The organism is Providencia sp. PROV141 (assembly GCF_028481645.1).
GTDB lineage: Bacteria > Pseudomonadota > Gammaproteobacteria > Enterobacterales > Enterobacteriaceae > Providencia > Providencia rettgeri.
Window position 1 is genome coordinate 210,404 of record NZ_JAMPPR010000001.1, and the last position, 22,213, is coordinate 232,616.

General features: G+C 39.0%; 21 protein-coding genes. 12 read left to right on the forward strand and 9 right to left on the reverse strand.

Features of this window, described 5'->3' with window-relative positions:
- Positions 1-6 precede the first annotated feature (6 nt).
- Positions 7-1,278 carry an MFS transporter gene (locus PSF09_RS01000; RefSeq protein ID WP_210839428.1) on the reverse strand — a complete coding sequence of 424 codons (1,272 nt, stop codon included), beginning with the start codon at positions 1,276-1,278 and terminating at the stop codon, positions 7-9.
- A 129-nt stretch (positions 1,279-1,407) separates the two neighbouring features.
- Positions 1,408-2,520: an MDR/zinc-dependent alcohol dehydrogenase-like family protein gene (locus PSF09_RS01005; protein ID WP_272683342.1), complete on the reverse strand. Its 1,113-nt coding sequence runs from the start codon at positions 2,518-2,520 to the stop codon at positions 1,408-1,410.
- A 323-nt stretch (positions 2,521-2,843) separates the two neighbouring features.
- On the opposite strand from PSF09_RS01005, the gene rpiB reads away from it, so the two are divergent.
- The gene (gene rpiB / locus PSF09_RS01010) at positions 2,844-3,296 is read left to right on the forward strand and encodes a ribose 5-phosphate isomerase B (RefSeq protein ID WP_109911228.1); all 453 of its coding nucleotides are present in this window, start codon (positions 2,844-2,846) and stop codon (positions 3,294-3,296) included.
- 36 nt (positions 3,297-3,332) lie between these two features.
- Positions 3,333-5,342 (forward strand): transketolase, encoded by a 2,010-nt coding sequence (gene tkt, locus PSF09_RS01015; RefSeq protein WP_272683343.1) that lies wholly within the window; start codon positions 3,333-3,335, stop codon positions 5,340-5,342.
- 167 nt (positions 5,343-5,509) lie between these two features.
- On the opposite strand, the gene PSF09_RS01020 is transcribed toward tkt, so the two are convergent.
- Positions 5,510-6,271 carry an SDR family oxidoreductase gene (locus tag PSF09_RS01020; RefSeq protein WP_272683344.1) on the reverse strand — a complete coding sequence of 254 codons (762 nt, stop codon included), beginning with the start codon at positions 6,269-6,271 and terminating at the stop codon, positions 5,510-5,512.
- Positions 6,272-6,738: 467 nt separating this feature from the next.
- Here PSF09_RS01020 and fetA point away from each other — a divergent pair, with 467 nt between their 5' ends.
- Both fetA and fetB read left to right on the forward strand, forming a co-directional pair.
- Entirely contained in the window at positions 6,739-7,392 is a 654-nt protein-coding gene (fetA, locus tag PSF09_RS01025; protein ID WP_272665126.1) for an iron efflux ABC transporter ATP-binding subunit FetA, read from the forward strand.
- 9 nt (positions 7,393-7,401) lie between these two features.
- Positions 7,402-8,178: an iron efflux ABC transporter permease subunit FetB gene (gene fetB, locus PSF09_RS01030; protein WP_004910254.1), complete on the forward strand. Its 777-nt coding sequence runs from the start codon at positions 7,402-7,404 to the stop codon at positions 8,176-8,178.
- Between the two features lie 51 nt (positions 8,179-8,229).
- On the opposite strand, the gene PSF09_RS01035 is transcribed toward fetB, so the two are convergent.
- Positions 8,230-9,264 (reverse strand): LacI family DNA-binding transcriptional regulator, encoded by a 1,035-nt coding sequence (locus PSF09_RS01035; RefSeq protein WP_210840296.1) that lies wholly within the window; start codon positions 9,262-9,264, stop codon positions 8,230-8,232.
- A 234-nt stretch (positions 9,265-9,498) separates the two neighbouring features.
- On the opposite strand from PSF09_RS01035, the gene PSF09_RS01040 reads away from it, so the two are divergent.
- Both PSF09_RS01040 and PSF09_RS01045 read left to right on the forward strand, forming a co-directional pair.
- Entirely contained in the window at positions 9,499-10,227 is a 729-nt protein-coding gene (locus PSF09_RS01040; protein WP_004910250.1) for an SDR family oxidoreductase, read from the forward strand.
- A gap of 43 nt (positions 10,228-10,270) precedes the next feature.
- Positions 10,271-11,899: an FGGY-family carbohydrate kinase gene (locus PSF09_RS01045; protein WP_272683345.1), complete on the forward strand. Its 1,629-nt coding sequence runs from the start codon at positions 10,271-10,273 to the stop codon at positions 11,897-11,899.
- 114 nt (positions 11,900-12,013) lie between these two features.
- On the opposite strand, the gene PSF09_RS01050 is transcribed toward PSF09_RS01045, so the two are convergent.
- Positions 12,014-12,403: a hypothetical protein gene (locus PSF09_RS01050; protein ID WP_210840294.1), complete on the reverse strand. Its 390-nt coding sequence runs from the start codon at positions 12,401-12,403 to the stop codon at positions 12,014-12,016.
- A gap of 1,056 nt (positions 12,404-13,459) precedes the next feature.
- Between PSF09_RS01050 and PSF09_RS01055 the strand changes: the two genes are divergently transcribed.
- Positions 13,460-13,747, forward strand: coding sequence for a hypothetical protein (locus tag PSF09_RS01055; protein WP_210840028.1), 288 nt, complete (start codon positions 13,460-13,462; stop codon positions 13,745-13,747).
- A gap of 71 nt (positions 13,748-13,818) precedes the next feature.
- Here the strand turns inward: PSF09_RS01055 and PSF09_RS01060 are convergent, their stop codons facing one another.
- Both PSF09_RS01060 and PSF09_RS01065 read right to left on the reverse strand, forming a co-directional pair.
- Entirely contained in the window at positions 13,819-14,712 is an 894-nt protein-coding gene (locus tag PSF09_RS01060; RefSeq protein WP_272665129.1) for an endonuclease/exonuclease/phosphatase family protein, read from the reverse strand.
- A 257-nt stretch (positions 14,713-14,969) separates the two neighbouring features.
- On the reverse strand, positions 14,970-16,004 hold the full coding sequence (locus PSF09_RS01065; protein ID WP_210840030.1) for a LacI family DNA-binding transcriptional regulator: 1,035 nt from the start codon (positions 16,002-16,004) through the stop codon (positions 14,970-14,972).
- Between the two features lie 370 nt (positions 16,005-16,374).
- Here PSF09_RS01065 and PSF09_RS01070 point away from each other — a divergent pair, with 370 nt between their 5' ends.
- From PSF09_RS01070 to PSF09_RS01080, 3 genes are read left to right on the forward strand one after another with little or no spacing between them, the layout of a single operon-like run.
- Positions 16,375-16,821: a PTS sugar transporter subunit IIA gene (locus PSF09_RS01070; RefSeq protein WP_210840031.1), complete on the forward strand. Its 447-nt coding sequence runs from the start codon at positions 16,375-16,377 to the stop codon at positions 16,819-16,821.
- Positions 16,822-16,842: 21 nt separating this feature from the next.
- Positions 16,843-17,130, forward strand: coding sequence for a PTS sugar transporter subunit IIB (locus PSF09_RS01075; protein ID WP_004910231.1), 288 nt, complete (start codon positions 16,843-16,845; stop codon positions 17,128-17,130).
- Between the two features lie 11 nt (positions 17,131-17,141).
- Complete coding sequence (locus PSF09_RS01080) at positions 17,142-18,398, forward strand: PTS ascorbate transporter subunit IIC (protein ID WP_036958647.1); 1,257 nt, start codon at positions 17,142-17,144, stop codon at positions 18,396-18,398.
- A 52-nt stretch (positions 18,399-18,450) separates the two neighbouring features.
- Here the strand turns inward: PSF09_RS01080 and PSF09_RS01085 are convergent, their stop codons facing one another.
- Together PSF09_RS01085 and PSF09_RS01090 are read right to left on the reverse strand one after the other, a co-directional pair.
- Positions 18,451-19,257, reverse strand: coding sequence for a bestrophin-like domain (locus tag PSF09_RS01085; RefSeq protein WP_272665131.1), 807 nt, complete (start codon positions 19,255-19,257; stop codon positions 18,451-18,453).
- A 213-nt stretch (positions 19,258-19,470) separates the two neighbouring features.
- Entirely contained in the window at positions 19,471-19,953 is a 483-nt protein-coding gene (locus PSF09_RS01090; protein ID WP_210840033.1) for a DUF523 domain-containing protein, read from the reverse strand.
- A gap of 248 nt (positions 19,954-20,201) precedes the next feature.
- Here PSF09_RS01090 and PSF09_RS01095 point away from each other — a divergent pair, with 248 nt between their 5' ends.
- Positions 20,202-20,744, forward strand: a complete 543-nt coding sequence (locus PSF09_RS01095; RefSeq protein WP_004910219.1) for an RrF2 family transcriptional regulator — start codon at positions 20,202-20,204, stop codon at positions 20,742-20,744.
- Positions 20,745-20,876: 132 nt separating this feature from the next.
- A complete protein-coding gene (locus PSF09_RS01100) occupies positions 20,877-22,085 on the forward strand; it encodes an NAD(P)/FAD-dependent oxidoreductase (protein ID WP_272683346.1) in 1,209 nt (402 codons plus the stop codon).
- The last annotated feature ends 128 nt before the right edge of the window (positions 22,086-22,213 follow it).

The following is a 22,213-nucleotide window of genomic DNA, read 5'->3' on the forward strand; positions in this document are numbered from 1 at the left end:
CCTCTTTTACTTATTTTCTGGTGTTAGCTGCATCTTTGCCGACTGTTCAAGTAATTCTTCCGGCACAGTAATAAATTTCATCAATATCGCACTAAATAAATAGAGCCCCGAGAAAATCCAAATCACGCCAAACGCACCTACGCTACTAATAAAGAGCCCAACAAGTGCAGGTCCGACAAACGTACTTAAACCCGCGCCTAAATTAAGGACTGACATGGCAGCTCCTTTATTTTCAGGCGCTAAACTCGGCATGATGGCTGACAGTGGTACGTATCCTGCGAGGCACGCACCAAATAAGCCAGCGGCGATCATCATCAGGGTATAACTGTGCCCAAAATAATAAGGCACGTAGTAAAACATTAAGGTACAAACCATACAGCCGACACAACCAAACCAAATTACAATATTGCGCCAACCTATACGGTCACTGACAACACCAAAGATCAGATTAAAAGCGATGTTCACTGTCCAAAGTGCTGCGTAGATATGTAACCACTCTGTGCGGGAAAAACCAAAGTCAGCAAGAAACATTGGCATGAAGATCACAAAACCATATGCTGCCGAGGTATTAATGGTACGAACAATGCCCCCCAAACCAATTTTTGGATTTTCAAACGCAATGGTGATCCCTTTAAACACATAGCTGAGCGATACTTTTTCTTTCGGTGCCTCTGGTGTATCTCCCGCTTTGTTGCGGTTAAGTGCAATAGCAATAAATGCACCGATAGTGACAAAAATCAGTCCACTCCATAACGTTGCCATTTCACCTAAAACTGGCAGCGCATAACTCGAATACATCACCCCTAAAACACCCAGCCCGCCGCTATAAACGAACCAGAAGATCCCGACAGCCGAGCCCAGTTTTTTAATTGGTGCCTCATAGGCCACCCAAACTAAGAAGCCGTAGGCAAACATGGGATAACCAAAACCACGCAGTGCATAGGTTGGGATCATGATAGACAGGCTGTTACTCGGTAAGCCAACAGATAAGAAAATAATCGAGCCAATCACAAACATCACAAAACCAAAAATCATCACACGACGAGCGGTATAAATTTCAGCTAATACGCCGGATAACCACGCGGCCACAGCAGCAAAAAAACCATACACACTAAATAGTAATGAAGATTCTTCAATACTCATTCCACGGCTAATTATAAAAGGTGACAGCCAGCCTTGTTCTAGGCCTTCCCCCATCATAAAGATCAGGACGCCAAAATAGCCAAGTAGTAACTTTGGTGAAAACCCCGTTACTTTAGACAGTTTATTGATTATCATATTATTGACCTCAGTGCTTGTTCGCTGGGTTAGGACCTGAATAACAAGCCTTGGTAGGGTGACATTTATTCAGGTCCAATTTTTATCGTTATATTTTTAATTTCGTCTTTTTTTCAACCCACGACAGCTCTACAGGTTCGGGTCGAGAACCACTTTAATGTGCGGGTCGCCTTTCGCCATCATTGAAAAACCTTCCGCAAACTTATCTAAAGGTAAAATATCCGTCACCACGCCTTTGGTTGGGAAATCACCGTTACCAATACCTTCTATCACGAGTGGATAGCAATATGGACCAAGGTGAGAACCTAATAAATCCAGTTCTTTACGGTCACTGATAATGCTCCAGTCCACTGTCACTGGGTCTTTAAATACAGAAAACTCCACAAATGTACCCAATTTACGGATCATCTTCAGGCCTTGCTCAACCGATTTGGGCGCCCCTGTTGCTTCAATGTAAATGTCACAGCCATAACCTTCAGTCATCTCTTTGACAATTTTGTCGACATCATCATGTTTCGGGTTTAATACGATATCAGCACCAAATTCTTTCGCTAATTCAAGGCGCTTATCAAATAAATCCAGAACGACCAACTTACCAGCACCGGATTTTTTAATTGCCCCAATCATGCCCAGGCCTAATGTTCCCGCGCCAGAAAGCACGACGACATCACCCAATTTGACATTGGCACGCTGTACGGCATGTAAAGAACAGGCGTAAGGTTCAATCAAAATAGCGTCTTCGATTGGCATCTCGACCGGCACATGGTAGTTAATGGCTTCTTTGGTGAACTTCATATATTGCGCCATACCGCCATTCACATTATTTTGGAAGCCATACAGGTCATGTTTTTCACACATCCAGTATTCGCCGCGTTTACAGAAACGGCATTCCCAACAAGGTACGATTTGTTCAGAAATAACACGATCACCTAATGCAAAACCTTCCACTTTTGACCCAAAGCCTACGACATGGCCAATAAATTCGTGCCCTGGGATCATTGGCGCTTTGATATAAGCGGGCTGTTCTGCATCTCCCCAAAAACTAGGGGCACCTTCAAAAGCCTTCACATCACCCGCGCAGATGCCACAAGCTTCTACGCGAACCAAAATTTCTTCTTCACTAATTTTAGGGACATCGACAGTTTCTAAACGGTAGTCTTTTGGAGCATAAGCAACCACGGCTTTCATTTTTTCTGGAATGCCTGCGCTCATCGTTGCTTTTGAATCACAGTGTTCACACATAGTTCTATCCTCGGCGGTTTGTAAAATGAACATAAGTTCAATGAAGATACAAATTAACCATACCTCCTTTTCTTCATCCTTGCCCATAGTGAGAGTGTCAAAGTGTGATTCAGTGCAAAAATTCTCATAAAATCGCCTTAAAACGACTATTTCCCACCTTTTTTGCAAAAATAATTAAATTTAAAGCTGTAGATCACAGAATTCATCATCATAAAAATAAAAACATATGTTCAGCTATTGATTATTTGTTCATAAGATCCTATTTTCTAAATAGTACATTTGATTGGTTTATGAACTTTTGTTCAACAATAAGGATCTCTATCATGCTATCTATTGCTATTGGCGCGGATGACGCTGCATTTGAAATGAAAGATTTGATTAAAGCTCACTTAGCAGAACTAAACATTGAAGTGACTGATTACTGCTTAAACACTGGGGTTGCAGACGAAATGTACCCTGATGTTGCCCATGCGGTTGCAACTGCGATCGTACAAGGCAAACACCAGCGCGGTATTTTAATTTGTGGTACCGGAATTGGTATGTCGATTGTTGCCAATAAGGTCACGGGAATTCGTGCAGCACTGTGCCATGACACATACTCCGCTGAGCGAGCTCAAAAAAGCAATGACGCACAAATTATTACCTTCGGCGCACGAGTGATTGGCCCTGAATTAGCAAAAAGCATTATCGATACATGGTTGGCTTCCCATTATGAAGGAGGACGTTCGGCGCCAAAAGTGGCTCGAATCAGTGAGTATGAAAATGGGGAACGTTAGTTTTACTTTAGGCGCTTTTACTTTGGGAGCTTTGTAATGTCCACTCAACCACAAAATAAACTAGCCAATGCCATTCGATTTCTTTCAATAGATGCCGTACAACAAGCCAATTCAGGCCACCCCGGAGCTCCAATGGGAATGGCTGATATTGCTGAAGTTCTTTGGCGAGATTATTTACAGCACAACCCCGCAGACCCGCATTGGCCCAACCGTGACCGCTTTGTATTGTCAAACGGCCATGCCTCAATGCTGCTCTATAGCTTGCTTCATTTAACAGGCTATGAGTTATCGATTGATGATTTAAAACAGTTCCGACAGCTCCATTCCAAAACACCAGGCCATCCCGAATTAGGCTATACCCCCGGCGTTGAAACCACGACTGGCCCGCTGGGGCAAGGCATCGCCAATGCGGTTGGCATGGCAATCGCAGAAAAAACCCTAGCTGCTACATTTAATCGCTCTGGTTTCCCTGTTGTCGACCACTATACCTACACATTTTTAGGCGATGGCTGCTTAATGGAAGGGATTTCTCATGAAGTGTGCTCATTAGCGGGAACGTTAAAACTCAATAAGCTCATTGCATTTTATGATGATAACCGCATTTCTATTGATGGTAACACGCAAGGTTGGTTTACTGATAATACAGCCAAGCGTTTTGAAGCCTATGGCTGGCATGTTATTCGCCAAGTCGATGGCCATTCTAGGCCCGCAATCAAAGCGGCCATTGAACAAGCTCACCAACAAACGACGAAACCAACACTCATTATCTGTAGAACCACAATTGGTTATGGCTCTCCTAATAAAGCAGGTACAGCGGATTCTCATGGTGCGCCACTCGGACAAGATGAAATAGCTCTGACTCGCCAACAACTGGGTTGGGAGTACCCTCCTTTTGTGATCCCTGATGACATATATGAACCTTGGAATGCCCTAGAACGTGGTGCTGAGCAACAATTACGTTGGGAACAAGCATTACGAGAATACACAAAACAATACCCAGAACTCGCTGAGCAGCTAACTCAGCGATTATCTAATCAACTCCCTGATAAATTTACGGATATCATTGATAACTTTATTCAAAAATTAAATGATAACCCTGCAACGATAGCTACACGTAAAGCATCACAAAATACGTTAAATATAATTGGCCCTGCTTTACCTGAGTTAATCGGGGGTTCCGCAGACTTAGCCCCAAGCAACCTTACCTATTGGTCTGGTTCACTGCCGATTAATGAACAACCTGCTGGCAACTACATTCATTATGGTGTCAGAGAGTTCGGTATGACCGCCATTGCAAATGGAATTGCATTACATGGCGGTTTCCGCCCTTACACTGCAACCTTTTTGATGTTCTCGGAATATGCACAAAATGCCGTGAGAATGGCCGCATTAATGAAATTACCGCAAGTGCTTATCTATACCCATGATTCAATTGGCTTAGGTGAAGATGGCCCAACGCACCAACCTGTTGAGCAACTTGTTTCACTACGTGCAACACCTAATTTGTCAGTATGGCGCCCTTGCTGCCAAGTAGAAACTGCCGTAGCTTGGCAGCAGGCTATCATTCATCAACAAAACCCAACTGCACTTGTGTTATCCCGTCAAAACTTAATACAGTATTCGCGCACCCCCGAACAGCTCACCAATATTGCTCGAGGAGGATATATTTTACGCGGTAATAGTGAAGCCCCTGAATTACTATTAATTGCGACAGGCTCTGAAGTCACGTTAGCGGTTGAAGCATGGAAACAACTGACTGAACAAGGTTTTAATGTGAATGTCATTTCGATGCCGTCAACAGATACCTTTGACCAACAACCCTTAGAATACCAGCAGCGTGTTTTACCCAATCACATTCGCCATCGCATTGCGATAGAAGCCAGTATTAGTGATTACTGGCGTAAATACGTAGGAATTGATGGATTAGTTATGGGCATGAATAGCTTTGGTGAGTCGGCTCCTGCGGACCAATTATTTAAACATTTCGGTTTCACCGTAGAAAAGCTTATTACTATGTCGCTTTCATTATTAAAACCTAATGATTAATTGATATAGCAATAATTAATATCTGTTATCCTACTTTGTAATTTCCTATTACAAGCCAAATAATACCTATGTTATTTGGCTTATTTTTTATTTAAATAATAATCATGAAACAATAAAAAAGCGAATATCTAATTATACTCGCTTTTTTTATTATTGATTTAATATCATTATTGGATGCTGTAGCCACCATCAATCACTAAATTATGACCTGTAATCATATCGGATGCATCGCTGGCCAAAAATAGTGCGCATGCCGCAATTTCAGAAGGTTCGGCAAAGCGTCTTGCAGGGATTTTTCCTTTCATTTCATCTCCTTTTTCACCTTCCCACGCTTTTTTACCTAATTCTGTCATGACAATGGTTGGTGAAATGGCGTTAGTTTGTATGCCTTTCGGGCTCCACTCCAGTGCTAATACTTGGGTTAAACCAATAATTGCCGCTTTACTCGCACAATAGGCCGCATGCTGGTCTAAGGCAATCACCCCCGCTTGAGATGCCATATTAATAATTTTTCCTTTTCCATTATTAATCATAACATTACCCGCAGCTTGGCAAACCAAAAAAGTCCCTTTTAAGTTCACGTTCATGGTTAAGTCCCAATCGGATTCACTTAAATTTTCAGCGGGAGCCAGTGCTACAATTCCTGCACTATTAACGACAATATCTAGCCGACCATAATGTTCAATGACATGTTCTACCATCTGAGAAACCGCCGTAGAATTTGTGATATCGCATTGAATACCAATTGAATTTCCTAATTTCTCCGCAGTCGTTACCACGTTATCTGACTTATCGATTAGGGCAACTTTAGCCCCTTTTTCAACATACAGTTGAGCAATCGCCAACCCAATACCTGCTGCTCCCCCGGTAATTAAAGCGACCTTGTCATCAAGTGAAAAGTTGGTGTTATAGCCACTAAATTTTTTCATTTTAATTCCTTAACATCATGATGTGATATTGAATATATAGATGAAATAAATATAGTGCCGTCTTAGAGAGACAGCAAAATATTAAACGAAGATTAAATTACTTGGTATTATTAATATAATATTATTGCCAATTAAGTTCTATATTATTCATGTAAAAAAAAGAGATATCTCTCAAATTAAATACCTCACTAAATTCCGAATGGACATATGTTCAAAATAATAATCTAAATGAATATTTGTACTTTATCTTTAACTGTAAAAACCATCTAAAAACCCCTCTATGTTGTAACAGCTCCGTCAAAAATACATTTTTCATTTCCCTATAAATTTCCGGTTAACTGGCGCATAATATTAGTTATATCTAAATTGATATTAAACAATGCCAGCACTGGGTTATTTAGTAAGATATTGAAATGAATATCATTTACACTAAATACTGCATATAAAATTTATAGGTTATTGATAATATGGAAGAAAGTAACTTACTACTACAACTTAATAATATTGGGTATAGCATTGAGGAAAAAACAATTCTTGATAATGTGCAGATTAACTTACAGGCAGGTGACTTCAAACTGATTACAGGCCCTTCCGGCTGCGGTAAAAGTACTTTATTAAAAATAATCGCCTCGTTAATTTCACCAACCCAAGGAACGATTAAGTTTCAAGGGAAAGATATCAACACCATCTCACCAGAAACTTATCGCCAGCAAGTTTCATACTGCACTCAAACGCCCACCTTGTTTGGACAAACTGTGTATGACAACCTCGTTTTTCCCTATCAAATTCGAAAGTTGCCGCTTAATAAAGACAAAATCATCAGTGATTTACACCAGTTTTCTCTGCATGAATCTATTTTAGACAAAGGGATCAACGAACTCTCCGGTGGAGAAAAACAGCGTATTTCTCTTATTAGAAACTTACAATTTCTCCCACAAGTCTTACTGTTAGATGAAATCACCAGTGCCCTAGATGAAGAAAACAAAATTATAGTGAATGAATTTATCCATCACTTAACGAGTGACAAAAAAATAGGCGTGTTATGGGTAACCCATGATCAAGATGAAATCGCTCATACCAATGAAGTTATTACCCTTCCTGTTCATCACAACGAATCATAGGATATCACTGTGCACCAACCAACTATTTCCAATGAATCATTAACCTTTTCTATTCTGTTAGTCCTTGTGGCTATTTTTATTAGTCATAAAGAAAAACTATCCCTTGAAAAAGATATTATCTGGAGTACTTGCCGAGCGATTATTCAACTATTGATCGCTGGCTACATTCTAAAATATATTTTTAATGTTGATCACGAATTGCTCACGATTGCCTTGGTGATGTTTATTTGCGTCAATGCCGCGTGGAACGCTAAGAAAAGAAGCAAATATATTGATAAAATTTATGTTACTGCATTAATTGCCATTACCTCCGGTACATTTCTTACATTGTTAATCTTAATATTAACCAACGCCATCGCATTTACACCTATGCAGGTAATTCCTATCACTGGAATGATTGCAGGTAATGCCATGATTGCAGTAGGATTATGCTTTAATAACCTCGGCCAACGGTTTTCAAGCCAACAACAACAAATTCAAGAAATGTTAAGTTTAGGGGCAACCCCAAAAATTGCTTCTGCTGCTATTATTCGCGACAGTATCCGAGCATCATTGATCCCAACGGTGGATTCAGCCAAAACAGTAGGAATTGTCAGCTTACCGGGTATGATGTCTGGTCTGATTTTTGCTGGAGTTGACCCATTACAAGCGGTTAAATACCAGATTATGGTGACTTTTATGCTGTTAGGTACCGCAAGCCTTTCAACCATACTGGCTGGGTATATGACTTATACAAAATTCTATAACCAACGCCATCAATTATTGGTTACCACACTGAATAAATAATAACCTTCTGCCGCTTATTTATCATCAACGATAAGCGGCACTTACTTAGCATCACTCTTTAACCACGCCCACAGGTAATACTTCAATTAACTGTGCTTTGCTATTTTCATTATCTATCAACTTAAAAATATGATTTAGCATCGTTGGCACGTCCTGTTTAACCATTTCGATGTCATTACCTAATAGTGCAACAAAAGGGTCCCAGTCAAAACAGCCTAAATGGGGTTGACGCGAACCGATATAGCCTTTTTTACCTAACCAATCAATAACCCCTTCTAATGAAATAGTTGAATTGATAAATAAACCACATTTCACTATTTTCTGTGGTTCCTCATTATTCTGTTCAAAAAATCGTGAAAGTGCTTTTTCTGCTTTTTCCGGTGCATAACCACAGGCCAAAATATTTTCTTGTGGAACTGTGATACCTTTTTCATTATGTGCATCAATAAACCCACGAATACGTTCTCGTGTATTGTGGTCATGTTCACGACCACCAATAAAAATTAAAGCTTCATGTGTTGATGTCTGAGATTTATTTTTGCTTAAAATACGTTGTGTTAAATTTTTTGCACCAAGATAGTTGTCTGAAATAACAGAAGGCGCCAACAAGCCTGGTAAGTCTAAATTCAAGGTTGAGACACCAGAAGCTTGGCAAATTTCAGTGATTTTATCCGGATTGGTTGCCCCTGTTGAAACCAACCAATCAACCTGATAAGAAATCATTGCGCGTGCGGCTTCTATTTCTAATTCAGGGTCACGCCGCGTACAGGTAATAATAGGAAATAACCCTCTTTCACGCGCCATTTCCTCAAAATGTTCGACAATAGAACCAAAATAACGGTTGTCATATTTCGGAACTAACATACCGATTATTTTGGATTTATTACTGCGCAATAAGCTGGCTTGCTTATTGACTGCATAATTTTGTTCTTCGGCGATGCGGATCACTTTTTCAGCAAGTTGTGCGCTAATTCGCCTTTTTTGCCAATTACCATTGAGTATTGCACTCACTGCACTAGCTGAAACCCCTGCTAATTCGGCAAGGTCATAGATCGTTGTTTTCTTATTTTGTCTGATCTTTGTCACAGATTCTCATCTCCATTTTTTACTAGCTTGACACCAAAGTCGAAAAGTCGCAATACTGCTACATCGATTGAGCAATATTGAAATTGATGATGCATGAGTTGATATACTGCAAAATAAATACTATCAATCCATCGCATGTAGCCACCTATCCATCCCCGTGACTCATTGCTGTTTCATTAATTTCAGGCGCTTTTCATTCTTACATTTCGCTAAAATATCCGATTGGAGTAAATTATGGCCATTTCTATTGAGAACAAAGTCGCGGCAATTACCGGAGCTGCTTCTGGTATTGGGCTTGAATGTGCACGCACACTGATCAAAGCAGGTGCAAAAGTCGTTCTAATTGACCGCGCAGAAGAGCGATTAAACCAACTTGTTGAAGAATTAGGTGAAAATGCAATTCCATTAGTTATCGATTTAATGAAACCGGAACAAGTTGATGGAATGTTAGATGCCATTTTACAAAAAGCAGGCGGTTTAGACATTTTCCATGCTAACGCTGGCGCCTATATTGGCGGCCCCGTTGCTGAAGGTGACCCTGATGTATGGGATAAAGTGTTAAATTTAAATATTAATGCAGCTTTCCGTTGTGTTCGCGCGGTATTACCTCATTTTATTGCTCAAAAATCAGGCGATGTGTTATTCACCAGTTCAATTGCAGGTGTTGTTCCTGTGATTTGGGAACCGATTTACACCGCATCAAAATTTGCTGTTCAAGCCTTCGTCCATTCAACGCGCCGTCAAGTCTCTGAGCATGGTGTGCGTGTTGGTGCGGTATTACCCGGCCCTGTGGTTACTGCTTTACTTGATGATTGGCCAAAAGAAAAAATGGAAGAAGCCTTAGCAAATGGTAGCTTAATGCAACCGATTGAAGTGGCTGAAGCGGTATTATTTATGTTAACTCGTCCACGTAATGTCACTATTCGTGACCTTGTTATTGTGCCTAACAGTGTTGATCTCTAACTTGTCATCCGCAATTCATTGCAGTTAGCACCTTGGAGGGAAAATGAATAATTCACATGCACCATTAAAAGATAACGATAAAGTCGTTATTGGTATCGATGTTGGCACAGGCAGTGCACGCGCAGGTGTCTTTGATATGTCTGGCAATATGTTAGCGTCTGCCAAACATGATATTACACTATTTCGTGACAACGCCAATTTCGCGGAGCAATCAAGTAACGAAATTTGGGAAGCGGTTTGTTATTGTGTCAAACACGCAATGGCATCATCAAAAGCAAAACCACAACAAGTGACTGGTATTGGCTTTGATGCAACCTGTTCACTGGTTGTCATCGGAACAGATACACAACCAATTACAGTTAGCCCATCGAATGACCCTGAACGTAATATTATTGTGTGGATGGATCACCGTGCAACAGAGCAAGCTGAACGTATTAATCAATTAAAACATCCAGTTTTAAACTATGTTGGTGGTAAAATTTCGCCTGAAATGGAAACACCTAAGATTTTATGGCTAAAAGAAAATTTACGTCAATCCTATGATAATGCATGGCAATTTTTTGATTTAGCCGATTTTTTAACTTGGAAATCGACTAATTCTTTAGCTCGTTCAACCTGTACGGTAACCTGTAAGTGGACATATCTAGCCCATGAAAAGCGCTGGGATGCAGATTACTTTCAACAAATTGGTTTATCTGAACTCGCAGATGAAAATTTCGCGCGTATTGGGCAACTTATTGTCGAACCAGGAACGCCTTGTGGTGACGGCTTGACGGAAACTGCAGCTCAGCAAATGGGCTTACTAGCAGGAACTCCTGTCGCCGCAGGTATGATAGATGCTCATGCTGGCGGCATTGGTACCGTTGGTGTTAATGGCGATGCAACCGCTAATATGGCCTACGTATTTGGTACATCTTCATGTACGATGACGACCACCAAAGAACCCGTATTTATACCCGGTGTGTGGGGGCCTTATTTCAGTGCAATGGTGCCGGGTATGTGGCTAAATGAAGGTGGCCAAAGTGCGGCAGGTGCTGCAATTGACCAGTTACTTTCCTTGCACCCCGCTTCAGCACAAGCAAAACTCACTGCAAAAGAACAAGGTAAACCCTTGCCTGTTATGTTAGCGGATTTAGTATTAGAAAAAGCATCGTCACCATCGCAGTCTGTTGAGCTAGCTGAAAAAATACATGTTGTCCCTGAGTTTTTAGGAAATCGAGCACCTTTTGCTGATCCTCATGCTAGAGCCGTCATTGCAGGCCTAACCATGGATAACAGCATGGAAAATTTACTTTCTTTCTATGTTGCTGGTGTGTGTGGCATTGGCTATGGGTTACGACAAATTATTGAAGCACAAGCAAAATCCGGTGCTGCTATTGAAAATATTGTCGTCAGTGGAGGTGCTGGCCAACACCCGTTGATCCGTCAATTACTTGCGGATGCGTGCGGTGTCCCTGTGATTTCAACACAAGCCAGTGAGCCTGTCTTACTCGGTTCAGCTATCCTCGGCGCAGTTGCAGGAAAAGTCTGTGACGATGTTGCACAAGCCATGGACCAATTTAGTGCAATTGACCTCACCTATCAAGCCAATGAAGCTTATAAAACTCGGCACGATACAAGATTTACCTCTTTCTTGCATTTACAACAATGTGCTAGAGAATTAAAAGGTTAATATGACGCTGAGTCATATTTATACTAAAGAAAGCCGGCTTACGGCTTTCTTTATTTAGGATGCGTATTACCTATTGCGTTTGATTTAATAAAAGGCATACGTTATCACTCAGTTTTAAAAACAATATCTTGCCCATAACGAATCAACCATTTCTTTTGGCATTAAATCGTAATCTCCCTCAACCATTGGAATAGACATGGATACCTTCCCTTGTTTATCACTATAGGCTTTCACAATGAATTTTTTATACCCTTCTAATCTTGCATTCTTAACTCGAAACACTTCACCACAAACGTAGCCTAAATCACCCTTATCCGCAGTTTGGCGAATAAAATTATATTTCACATTTTTAAATGAAGCGGATTCAGGGAAAGATAAATAGTCTTCAACACTACTTTTTGCCATTTTCACAAGATCTGGTGTAGGGGAATAGTTCAATGTCACCCCTAAAATAAAAGAGCCCCCAGTTAACAATAAAATTGTGAGCAACTTTATAATATTCATATTCTTAAGCTCTCATTTATTCAATAACAAGCCAATTGACCAGGATGACCTAATAGCCCCGCCCAAAAATACACTTAAGTAGTTATCATTAGCCAATTGTAAGTAAATAATAATTATTTTAATAATATCCAGCCTTATCTATATAAGAATACCTTATTAGATAGCTTGTTTTTTCTAATTACTGTCTCCGATAACCACCACCAACAGAGCAAACAAACACAATTAAATTTATAAAGGCTGCTCGTATTTATACTTTATTTTACACATCATATGAGTAAGTATACCAGTATTAAACTAAGAATATAAATAGTACTTGAAACATTAACTGTTTCAATTTGTATTTTTTTAACTAGAGAAGTTTCATTTACCAAAACACAGAAACAATAATAAGCCTTAATTGTTCATCATAGCTTAACAAAAATAAACCCAAATATGTAATAAAACAATTCAATTTAATAATAGTCATGTCTAAATGTTAATTAACTCACTTGGTGAGTACTTAAACTCAATATAAGCGTAAATTAAAATTAAATTAGAATATATTCGTTATTTTCAAATAAGCCATCCTTGCTAGATCTCACCATTAAAAAATAAAAAATACTTAAAATTCAAATTGATATAAAAAACACATTAATTTATGCCATTTGCCATCTTAATTTTTAACCTATTGTTCATTAATCTCTCTTTTCAAACTAAATTAGCCGAGTTATCGCTTCCACCTTAAGCACAATACCACACAACCAATTGATTAATAAAACAAAAACAAACAAAAAGTTAATTAATAAAATGTTAAAATTATGATATTGAACAGTTAACATCAATAATCAATCTCAAAATGCATAAGAATATTTAACAATATCCATATAGTAATTTACCATTAAACTTCCCTATATATCTTCTTTTATCCAATTTTTGATATAACCCACCAATCTAAATTACAGAATATTCCTAGTAAAAATTACTTCTTTTAGCCAATACATAAAATTATCCGGCCAAATTTGACAAAATATTTTTTTTATCTCATGTAGCATTGTTTTCCAAAGAAAAGGGTAAACCATGACAAATATTCAATTACTATTACTTGCAACTAATAACATCAAAAACAACACAGAGCTAAGCCACTCTCAGGAGTCTTATGTATACCAATTTTACTATGCTAACGTCGCAGGTCATTTCGATAGCATTCAAGATTTTCTTACCGTATTTAAGCAGCAAACAAGCGCAACATTGGATGCATCGCAGCAATTAGCCGAACAGAGTCAGCAAATATACTCAACAGTTGAGTCTTATTTGGAAGTAGCCGAAAAACGGTATGTTGAAAGGAAAAAATTGCTAACCAATTAAGTTAGCATTTACAGCTGAAAAGGCCTACAAACTAAATGAGGCCTTTTATCGATAATTTTTCTGTTAAGCTTCTATTGCTCTTGTAGCTCTAATTCAGCAATTATAGGTAGGTGGTCGCTAACACTTGACCATTGAAACTCTTTGCTATCTGTTGGGATTTCCATATTTTTCACATCCCAAACCTGGCCTTTAAATGTAAAAATATGGTCAATATCTATCGCTGGGTTTACCGCTGGCCAGCTACGGTAATCAATACCTTTAAATTCAACTGGGTTCCACATATAACGAATTTCTTGAATAGGCTGTTCATTCGCTGTCGAATTAAAATCCCCTGCTAATATTTTTATTGATGCCGCAATATTATCAAATCCCGTATCCGTATCCCCAATACTTGCATCTAAAATATGGCGAACCTGTCCAATGCGAATGGTTGGATCTTTCTGCCAATCAAGGTGCGTTCCCATCACTATAATTGGTGCATCAAAACCTGGTTTTGATATTTGGGATATTAATACAACACGTTGTTCAGCATCACCCGAAGGCAAATTAATTACTTTAGATTTATCAATTTTATATTTTGATAAAATTCCTACACCGTACTCTCCACCATCAAAATCCAGTGCCTTACCAAAAGCAAAATCCATCTTATTGGCTTTAGCGATTTCTTCTAGCTGGTGAACTTTTTTACTGCGGGCTGTTTTATTATCAATTTCTGTTAAAACAATCACATCCGCATCTATTTTCGCAATCGCCTTATTTAACTCATCAAGATTACTGACATCTGATGCCAATTCATTTTTACCAATGTTATACGTTGCAACTTTAATTGTCGGTTTGTTTGAAGTGTAAACTTTATTCGGCGTTCCTCCATCCTGTACTTTTAAAACTTCAGAGCCCGTCATCGATGCCATCGCACCGCAAGAAACTAAAATTGTGGTGGAAATAATTGTTTTTAGTAATTTCATTGTTTTCCCCTGTGAATATCTAATAGGACAAAATAGTGCAAGTTTTGAATAAAATTCTAGCTAAGCTGAATTCGTTAACTTGCAGTTTTCATACATTAACAGAGAATAAAAAAGATGTAGTGACCAAGTCGACAGTCTTATTTCGAGAGAAAAAAAAACTACCGTTATTTATACAAAATAGTGAGTTACCGCACTATTCTTTACTAAAAATAGGCAAGATATTCAATAAAATGTGATGAATAGTCATAAATTAAATTTTACGCACTTTGTCTTGCTTCAAATTTATAGGGGAAAACAACCCCTTCTTTACGTTCAACAAAATCACAATCGACATCTGCAAGCCATTTTTGTAGTCTTTTCGCTGTTTCTCGAGCCATTTTACTGTAATCAATCCGCACGGAAGTCAGTGATGGATGAATGTGATCACAATTTGAAGAACCTTCAACACAAGCAATCGCTAACATTTTAGGTATCTGAATTAAACGTCTCTGGCACTCAAAAATGACGCCAAGCGCAATCATTTCATGGCTGCAAATCACAGCTTCAAGCTCAGGTTGGCGGGTCAACATCTCACTAATTGCCTGACGACCAAAATCCATCGTTGCAACATACGGAGTTGTAATACTTTGATCTGCACTTTGGTTATACGTCAGCATCGCTCGGTTCCAGCCACTTAATTGTTGGCTTTGCATTTTGCTGTCCATTTGAGCGCCAATGTAACCTATTTTCTTATACCCTTTTTGTAACATATAGTTAGTTAAAAAATTAACCGCATCACCAACGTTACTCTTGATATTCAACGTGACTGGATGATTCGACTCCCCTGCAACACTGACAACTGGAATATCTAAATTCTTTAGATAATGAGACACACTTTCTGAATTTACTGCCCCAAAAATAATCAATGCCGCAGGGTTACTCTGTAATAGTGTCGATAAAACTTCAGACTCTTTTTTTTGCTGGTAATCATGGCTACCAATAACGACTTGATAACTATTTTTGTTCAGCGCTTCTTGTAAAGATTGCAGAAAAACTGAACTGGCATTATCACGCAGAGACGGAATTAAAACAGCAACAGTGCGGCTTTGACCAGAAGCCAAAATACCTGCCGCGGAATTAGGTATATAGCCAAGTTCTTCAACCGCAGCATTAATTTTTTCACGTAATTTGTCGGATACTAATTCAGGTGTACGCAAAGCTCGAGAGACCGTCATGGACCCAACGCCTGCAAATTTTGCGACATCCTGCAACGTGACTCGCCCTGTATTTTTTCTTTTTCGTATTTTTTGCATGTAATACTTTTACTTAGCCTAAACTCATTATTAACCCTAAGGTTGTTAATCTTCAATGGACAATTTTCATTCGAATCAAGCGTGCTTTTTGCTTTTTTCGTGCTCTAGATTAAATGCGCTAAAAGTAGCCAATATGGCTCTCTTAAATCTAAAGAAACACTAAAAATCACCAGACCAGATTAACTTACCACAGGTTGAATTTGTTAATCAGCCGACAAGTGTACTCATTTCGTTTTTGTTCGCTATATTTTCTTAAAATGATAGCGCTATCACGAAAATGAAAGATTCAACTAGATAGCGCTACCATAGAACACTACTATTCATTCAACCATTACAAAGATAATAATTTCACTCTACCAGGAGCAACCCGATGCTAACGACATTACTGACCCCTAACGTCATTCAGGTCGTCGACAAAGCCAGTAATTGGCGAGAAGCGATAAAAATCGCATGCAACCCATTAATTAATAATAATTTTATTGAATCGAGATATGTCGATGCAATAATTCAATCACATGAAAAAATCGGTCCTTATTATGTATTAGGGCCAGGAATTGCCATGCCTCACGCACGCCCTGAAGACGGCGTAAACCAATTATCTCTTGGTTTAACCGTTCTTAAACAAGGGGTTGAATTTGGTTCTGAAGGCAATGACCCAATCAAATTATTAATTGTACTCGCAGCAACCGATAGCAATAGCCATATCGGCGCCATCGCAAAATTAGCTGAACTTTTTGATAATCAAGAAGATATTGACAGCATCATGCAATCAGAAAACGTAGATGACATTCTTAAAATCATCGCTAAATATGAATAATTAGATATTAAGGTAAATATTATGAAAATCACTGTTGTTTGTGGAAATGGCTTGGGCACAAGCTTAATGATGGAAATGAGCATTAAGAATATTTTAAAAGATCTGCAAGTCAGTGCAGATGTTGACCATGTGGATTTAGGTTCCGCAAAAGGCACCGTAAGCGATATCTTTGTTGGTACAAGCGACATTGCAGAACAATTAGTTGCTCAACAAGTTGGTGGTGAAATCGTTGCTCTGGAAAATATGATTGATAAAGTTGCAATGAAAGAGCGCCTGACTGTTGCTTTACAAAAACTTGGTGCAATGTAAGCGGAGGCACTATGTCATTTTTTCGTTTTCTGATGCAGGATGTTTTATCTGAGCCAGCCATTCTTGTGGGTTTAATCGCACTTATTGGTTTGATCGCACAGAAAAAACCAGTAACTGAATGTATTAAAGGCACCATCAAAACCATCATGGGTTTTGTGATCTTAGGTGCTGGTGCAGGCTTAGTCGTCAGCTCGCTAGGCGATTTCTCAGCCATTTTCCAACATGCCTTTGGTATTAACGGCGTTGTTCCAAATAACGAAGCTATTGTGTCTATCGCACAAAAAAGCTTCGGCCGTGAAATGGCAATGATTATGTTCTTTGCGATGCTAATCAATATCTTGATTGCTCGCTTAACACCCTGGAAATTTATTTTCCTTACAGGGCACCATACTTTATTCATGTCCATGATGATTGCGGTTATCTTAGCTACCGCAGGAATGGAAGGAACCCTATTAGTGACTGTTGGTTCATTAATTGTTGGTTTTTGTATGGTATTTTTCCCTGCAATTGCCCACCCTTACATGAAAAAAGTAACGGGTTCAGATGACGTTGCGATTGGCCATTTCTCAACGATTTCTTATGTTCTAGCTGGGTTCATTGGTAGCAAGTTCGGTAACAAAGAACATTCAACAGAAGATATGAATGTCCCGAAAAGCTTGCTGTTTTTAAGAGATACTCCTGTAGCCATCTCTTTCACCATGTTCATTATTTTTATCATTACATGCTTATTTGCAGGCGGTGATTTCGTTCGTGAAGTCAGTGGTGGTAAGAATTGGTTCATGTTCTCATTGATGCAGTCCATTACATTTGCTGCCGGTGTCTATATTATTCTGCAAGGTGTGCGCATGGTTATTGCAGAAATCGTCCCTGCGTTTAAAGGTATCTCTGACAAATTAGTCCCTAACGCAAAACCTGCTCTAGACTGCCCGGTTGTCTTCCCATATGCACCAAACGCGGTGTTAGTCGGTTTTTTAAGTAGTTTCGCTGCTGGTGTTTTGGGAATGTTCGTTCTGTACGCATTAAATATGACGGTTATTATTCCAGGCGTTGTACCGCATTTCTTCGTGGGTGCTGCTGCAGGTGTTTTTGGTAATGCAACAGGGGGTCGTCGTGGGGCTATCTTGGGTGCATTTGCTCAAGGATTGCTGATTACCTTCCTACCTGTATTCCTATTACCTGTCCTTGGGGATATTGGTATTGCTAATACTACATTCAGTGACGCTGACTTTGGCGCAATCGGAATTTTATTAGGTATTATAGTTCGCTAAGGCAAGACTCCCCATCGCAAATTTGCGATTGGGGAGTCTTTTTGCGGTTACCCTACTTCCCCAGCCAAGCCCCATCTCTGAATAAAAATTCCTGTAACATAATTAAATCATCCGGTGTTACGTGGATCATACCTTCTCCGGGAACATCAATTTCAGCAATCATAAATAGCGCTAACGTGGTTAATGATGGCAATATAAGTATCAACCAATTTTTCCCTTTTGTTCCGCGTATATTGTAGCCAATAAGAATATTTGAACAGATAGCAAAAAAGATCAGTAAAAACCATGTCGCATTAGGAATTTGGTGCCGCCAACTTGCCATCGTTTTTTGTTGAGAAAGGTAAAGGTCACTGAATGCACTTAGTACAGAAGCCACAATAGGGTTCGGTGTTTGACTTGCTTCTTTTACTGCGATTTCCCACAACTGGCTTTGCTTCTCCAAAGAAGTCATCCGCCATTGATTATTTTCGTCACTTATTCCTGACTTAAAAAACTCAATTCGAGCTTCCAAATATTGTTGAATAAGCTGAGAGGCTTTTCCTCTGTCATCAGTACTTAATAGTTGTGCTCGTTGATATGCCGTCCCAATAGCAATAGCTTCATTTTCTTCTGTTTGTTGGCGGTTGTTATAGCCATTAATCGAAATTGATAATACAAATCCTATTAACAATCCTAATAACGATAAAATCGCCCCTAAAATAATTTTAGCTTCATCATCCGTTGCTTCTTCGTGAGCAGATTTACGCTTAAAGATATATTTACCGACGTAGGCTGAAATAACTAACAAGATAAATGTGATAACAAACAAAAGAATGGAATCGATTGGAGAATCATTGATCAGCTCAGAAATATTAAACATCGTATCAACTCATGAAATTTATTTCCTGATGATATAACACAAGTGCAATACAATTATCTAGATAGTACTATTTTTTTACTAAATTTCAGATAATAACAGCAATCAGGCATCATAATACGACACCCGATTAGCTAACAATAAAGCACAAACTCACTAATGTAGTACTCCCCTCCACTAAATTTACCCTAAGTAAATTATCTATTTATCTTTCCATTACAATGCTTCGAAATAGCCGTTAATTTTCATGACTAAATCAGGTGAGGTTTCATCCAATATATCAATATTATGCCGTTTAAATAGTGCAGCACAAACCCCCATACCAACTTTTAAATTACCATCAAACTGGCCACTATAGATATGCTGGCTACCACACGAAGGGCTATTACTTTTAAGTACAACTAGTCGCACATTCATTAATTGGATTTTTTCCAATGCAATATACGCACCACGAATAAACTCTTGCGTGACATCGATATTATCGCTACCGACCACACTAGCTCGCCCAGCGAATACATCATCACCATTTCCCCCTATTATTTCTGCAGATGCTCTTGGTGTTGGTAGCCCACCAAAAACTTCAGGGCAAATACTGATGACTAGACCATCCTCATAGAGTTTTTTCAAAGGAGTATATAATTGATGTTTCCCATCATACCTTACACAATACCCTAATAAACAAGCGCTTACAGCAATCATAACTAATCCTATTAATAGATCTAACTCTTTAAGGTATTTTGCATGATTATATTAGACAACAAGTTCACGAAATACTTCGCGCTAATAGTGCTCGCAAAATAAATAAAAACTCGTCCAATCATCAAGATGAATCGCCTCAGACTAGGAAGCAACTAACGCGGACTAAACTTATCTTAGTTTTATTGACACTTAAAACGGAGACCTGTATTGTCCTTGTTTATAAATAGATGCTTAGGAAATTTAAATAAATGGCACACATCACTGTCAGTGTTGAATACGGTATCCATTGCCTACTTTGGTTTGTTGATAATCCCGAACGCTCTCTTAGCAGTAGAGAACTTGCAGAGTTACAAGGTATCTCTCCAAGTTTTCTAGCAAAAATTTTGCCTCGGTTAGAAAAAGCTGGGATCGTGAGTTCAAATGAGGGAATTAGAGGTGGATATCGGTTAGCATTACCTCCTGAAAAAATTACATTTCTATCTATAATTGATGCAATAGAAGGCTATAAACCTCTTTTCGAGTGCCAGGAAATACGCCGCCGCTGTGCTGTTTTCGAAGAAAATGGTTTACCGCAATGGGCCATTTCTGGCACCTGTTCCGTACATAAAGTCATTCTTCAAGCTGAAAATGCAATGAGAGATGTATTAGCTAACCAAACCCTCGCTGATGTGGCGCAGCGTCTATGTCAAATCGCGCCTAATAGCTTTTATAGAGATGTAAACTCCTGGATGGATCAAAAAATTGAGGCTAGAACAGTTCGTTCAAACAAAGGAGGTCGTGGGAAAACATAACATATAATCCTATAGCCTTACCTTAAATTCACATCGTTTGTATTTAATTAATAACATCTTCACTGGTGTGGGTTTTTATTATTTAAAATTTGCAAATGAGCACTTAAAGTTAATCTTCAAAGGAATTCAATAATGACAGCTAAAATTGTTATTGCAGGGTCTGGTTTTGCTGGTTTTTGGGCTGCTATTTCAGCAATGCGGGTAATTTCACAAGCTAATAAAGAAAATAGCATCAAAGTTATTTTAATTTCACCAAGGCCTAACCTCACTATACGGCCGCGTTTATATGAAGCAAAGCTGGATAATATGTCCCCAGATATTTCAAAGCAGTTAGCTGCCGTCGGCGTTGAATATATCGCAGGTGAAATCCAGAATATCGATACAGATGCAAAGTTATTAACCGTTAATCTAGCTAATGGCAACCAAACTACGTTAGTTTATGAGCGCTTTGTTCTTGCAACCGGTAGCCAATTAAATGTCCCTCCCGTTCTTGGATTTGATGAGTATGGCTTTGATGTTGATTCATTAGAAGCTGCACATCGTCTTGAAACACATTTACAAGCACTAAAGAACAAACCAGAAACTTTAGCGAGAAACACCGTTGTGGTAGTCGGTGGAGGGTTAACAGGCATAGAAAGCGCGGCGGAAATGCCAGCTCGCCTGAAAACAATCCTTGGTGATACAACAGAGAGTCGAGTATTCATAATTGATTCAGAAGTCACTGTGGGAGCTGGAATGGGAACCGACATTTCACCTGTAATTCAGCAAGCTTTAACTGAATGTGGCGTTGAATTACGTGCAGGGTTGCGAGTCGAAGCACTAAGCCCAGATGGTGTTACTCTGTCAAACGGTGAACACATAGATTCAAATACCGTCGTATTAGCGACAGGTGTAAAAGCCAGTTATCTAACAAAACAAATTCGTGGTGAATACGATGCTAATGGTAGGATTATCTCGGACAATTATTTACACGCACAAGCTGTCTCAAATGTTTTCGTCGCAGGAGATACTGTCAAAGCACCCACAGATGAACAAGGAAATCATAATTTAATGACTTGCCAACATGCCCTAAGTTTAGGCCGTGTTGCAGGGCATAATGCAGCCGCTGAACTGTTAGGGCTTCCTCTTCATCCTTACAGTCAGCCTAAATATGTAACCTGCCTTGATTTAGGGGCTTGGGGGGCTCTTTATACCGAAGGTTGGCAGAGAGAAATACATTATATTAAAAAGGAAGGGAAAAAAATAAAACAAGAAATAAATACTAAGTGGATATACCCGCCTGAATTAGAAAAAAATGAGCTATTTGCTATCGCCGCTCCAAATTATGTCATCGTTCCTTGAGGTAAAATTTAGATTTAATATATTCAAGTAAAATAAATCGGAATAACCGCATAAAAATACAATAAGTATGATTTGTATTGCTTTGTGTCGTTTATTTTTCAATACTGATAAATAACTAAATATTAATA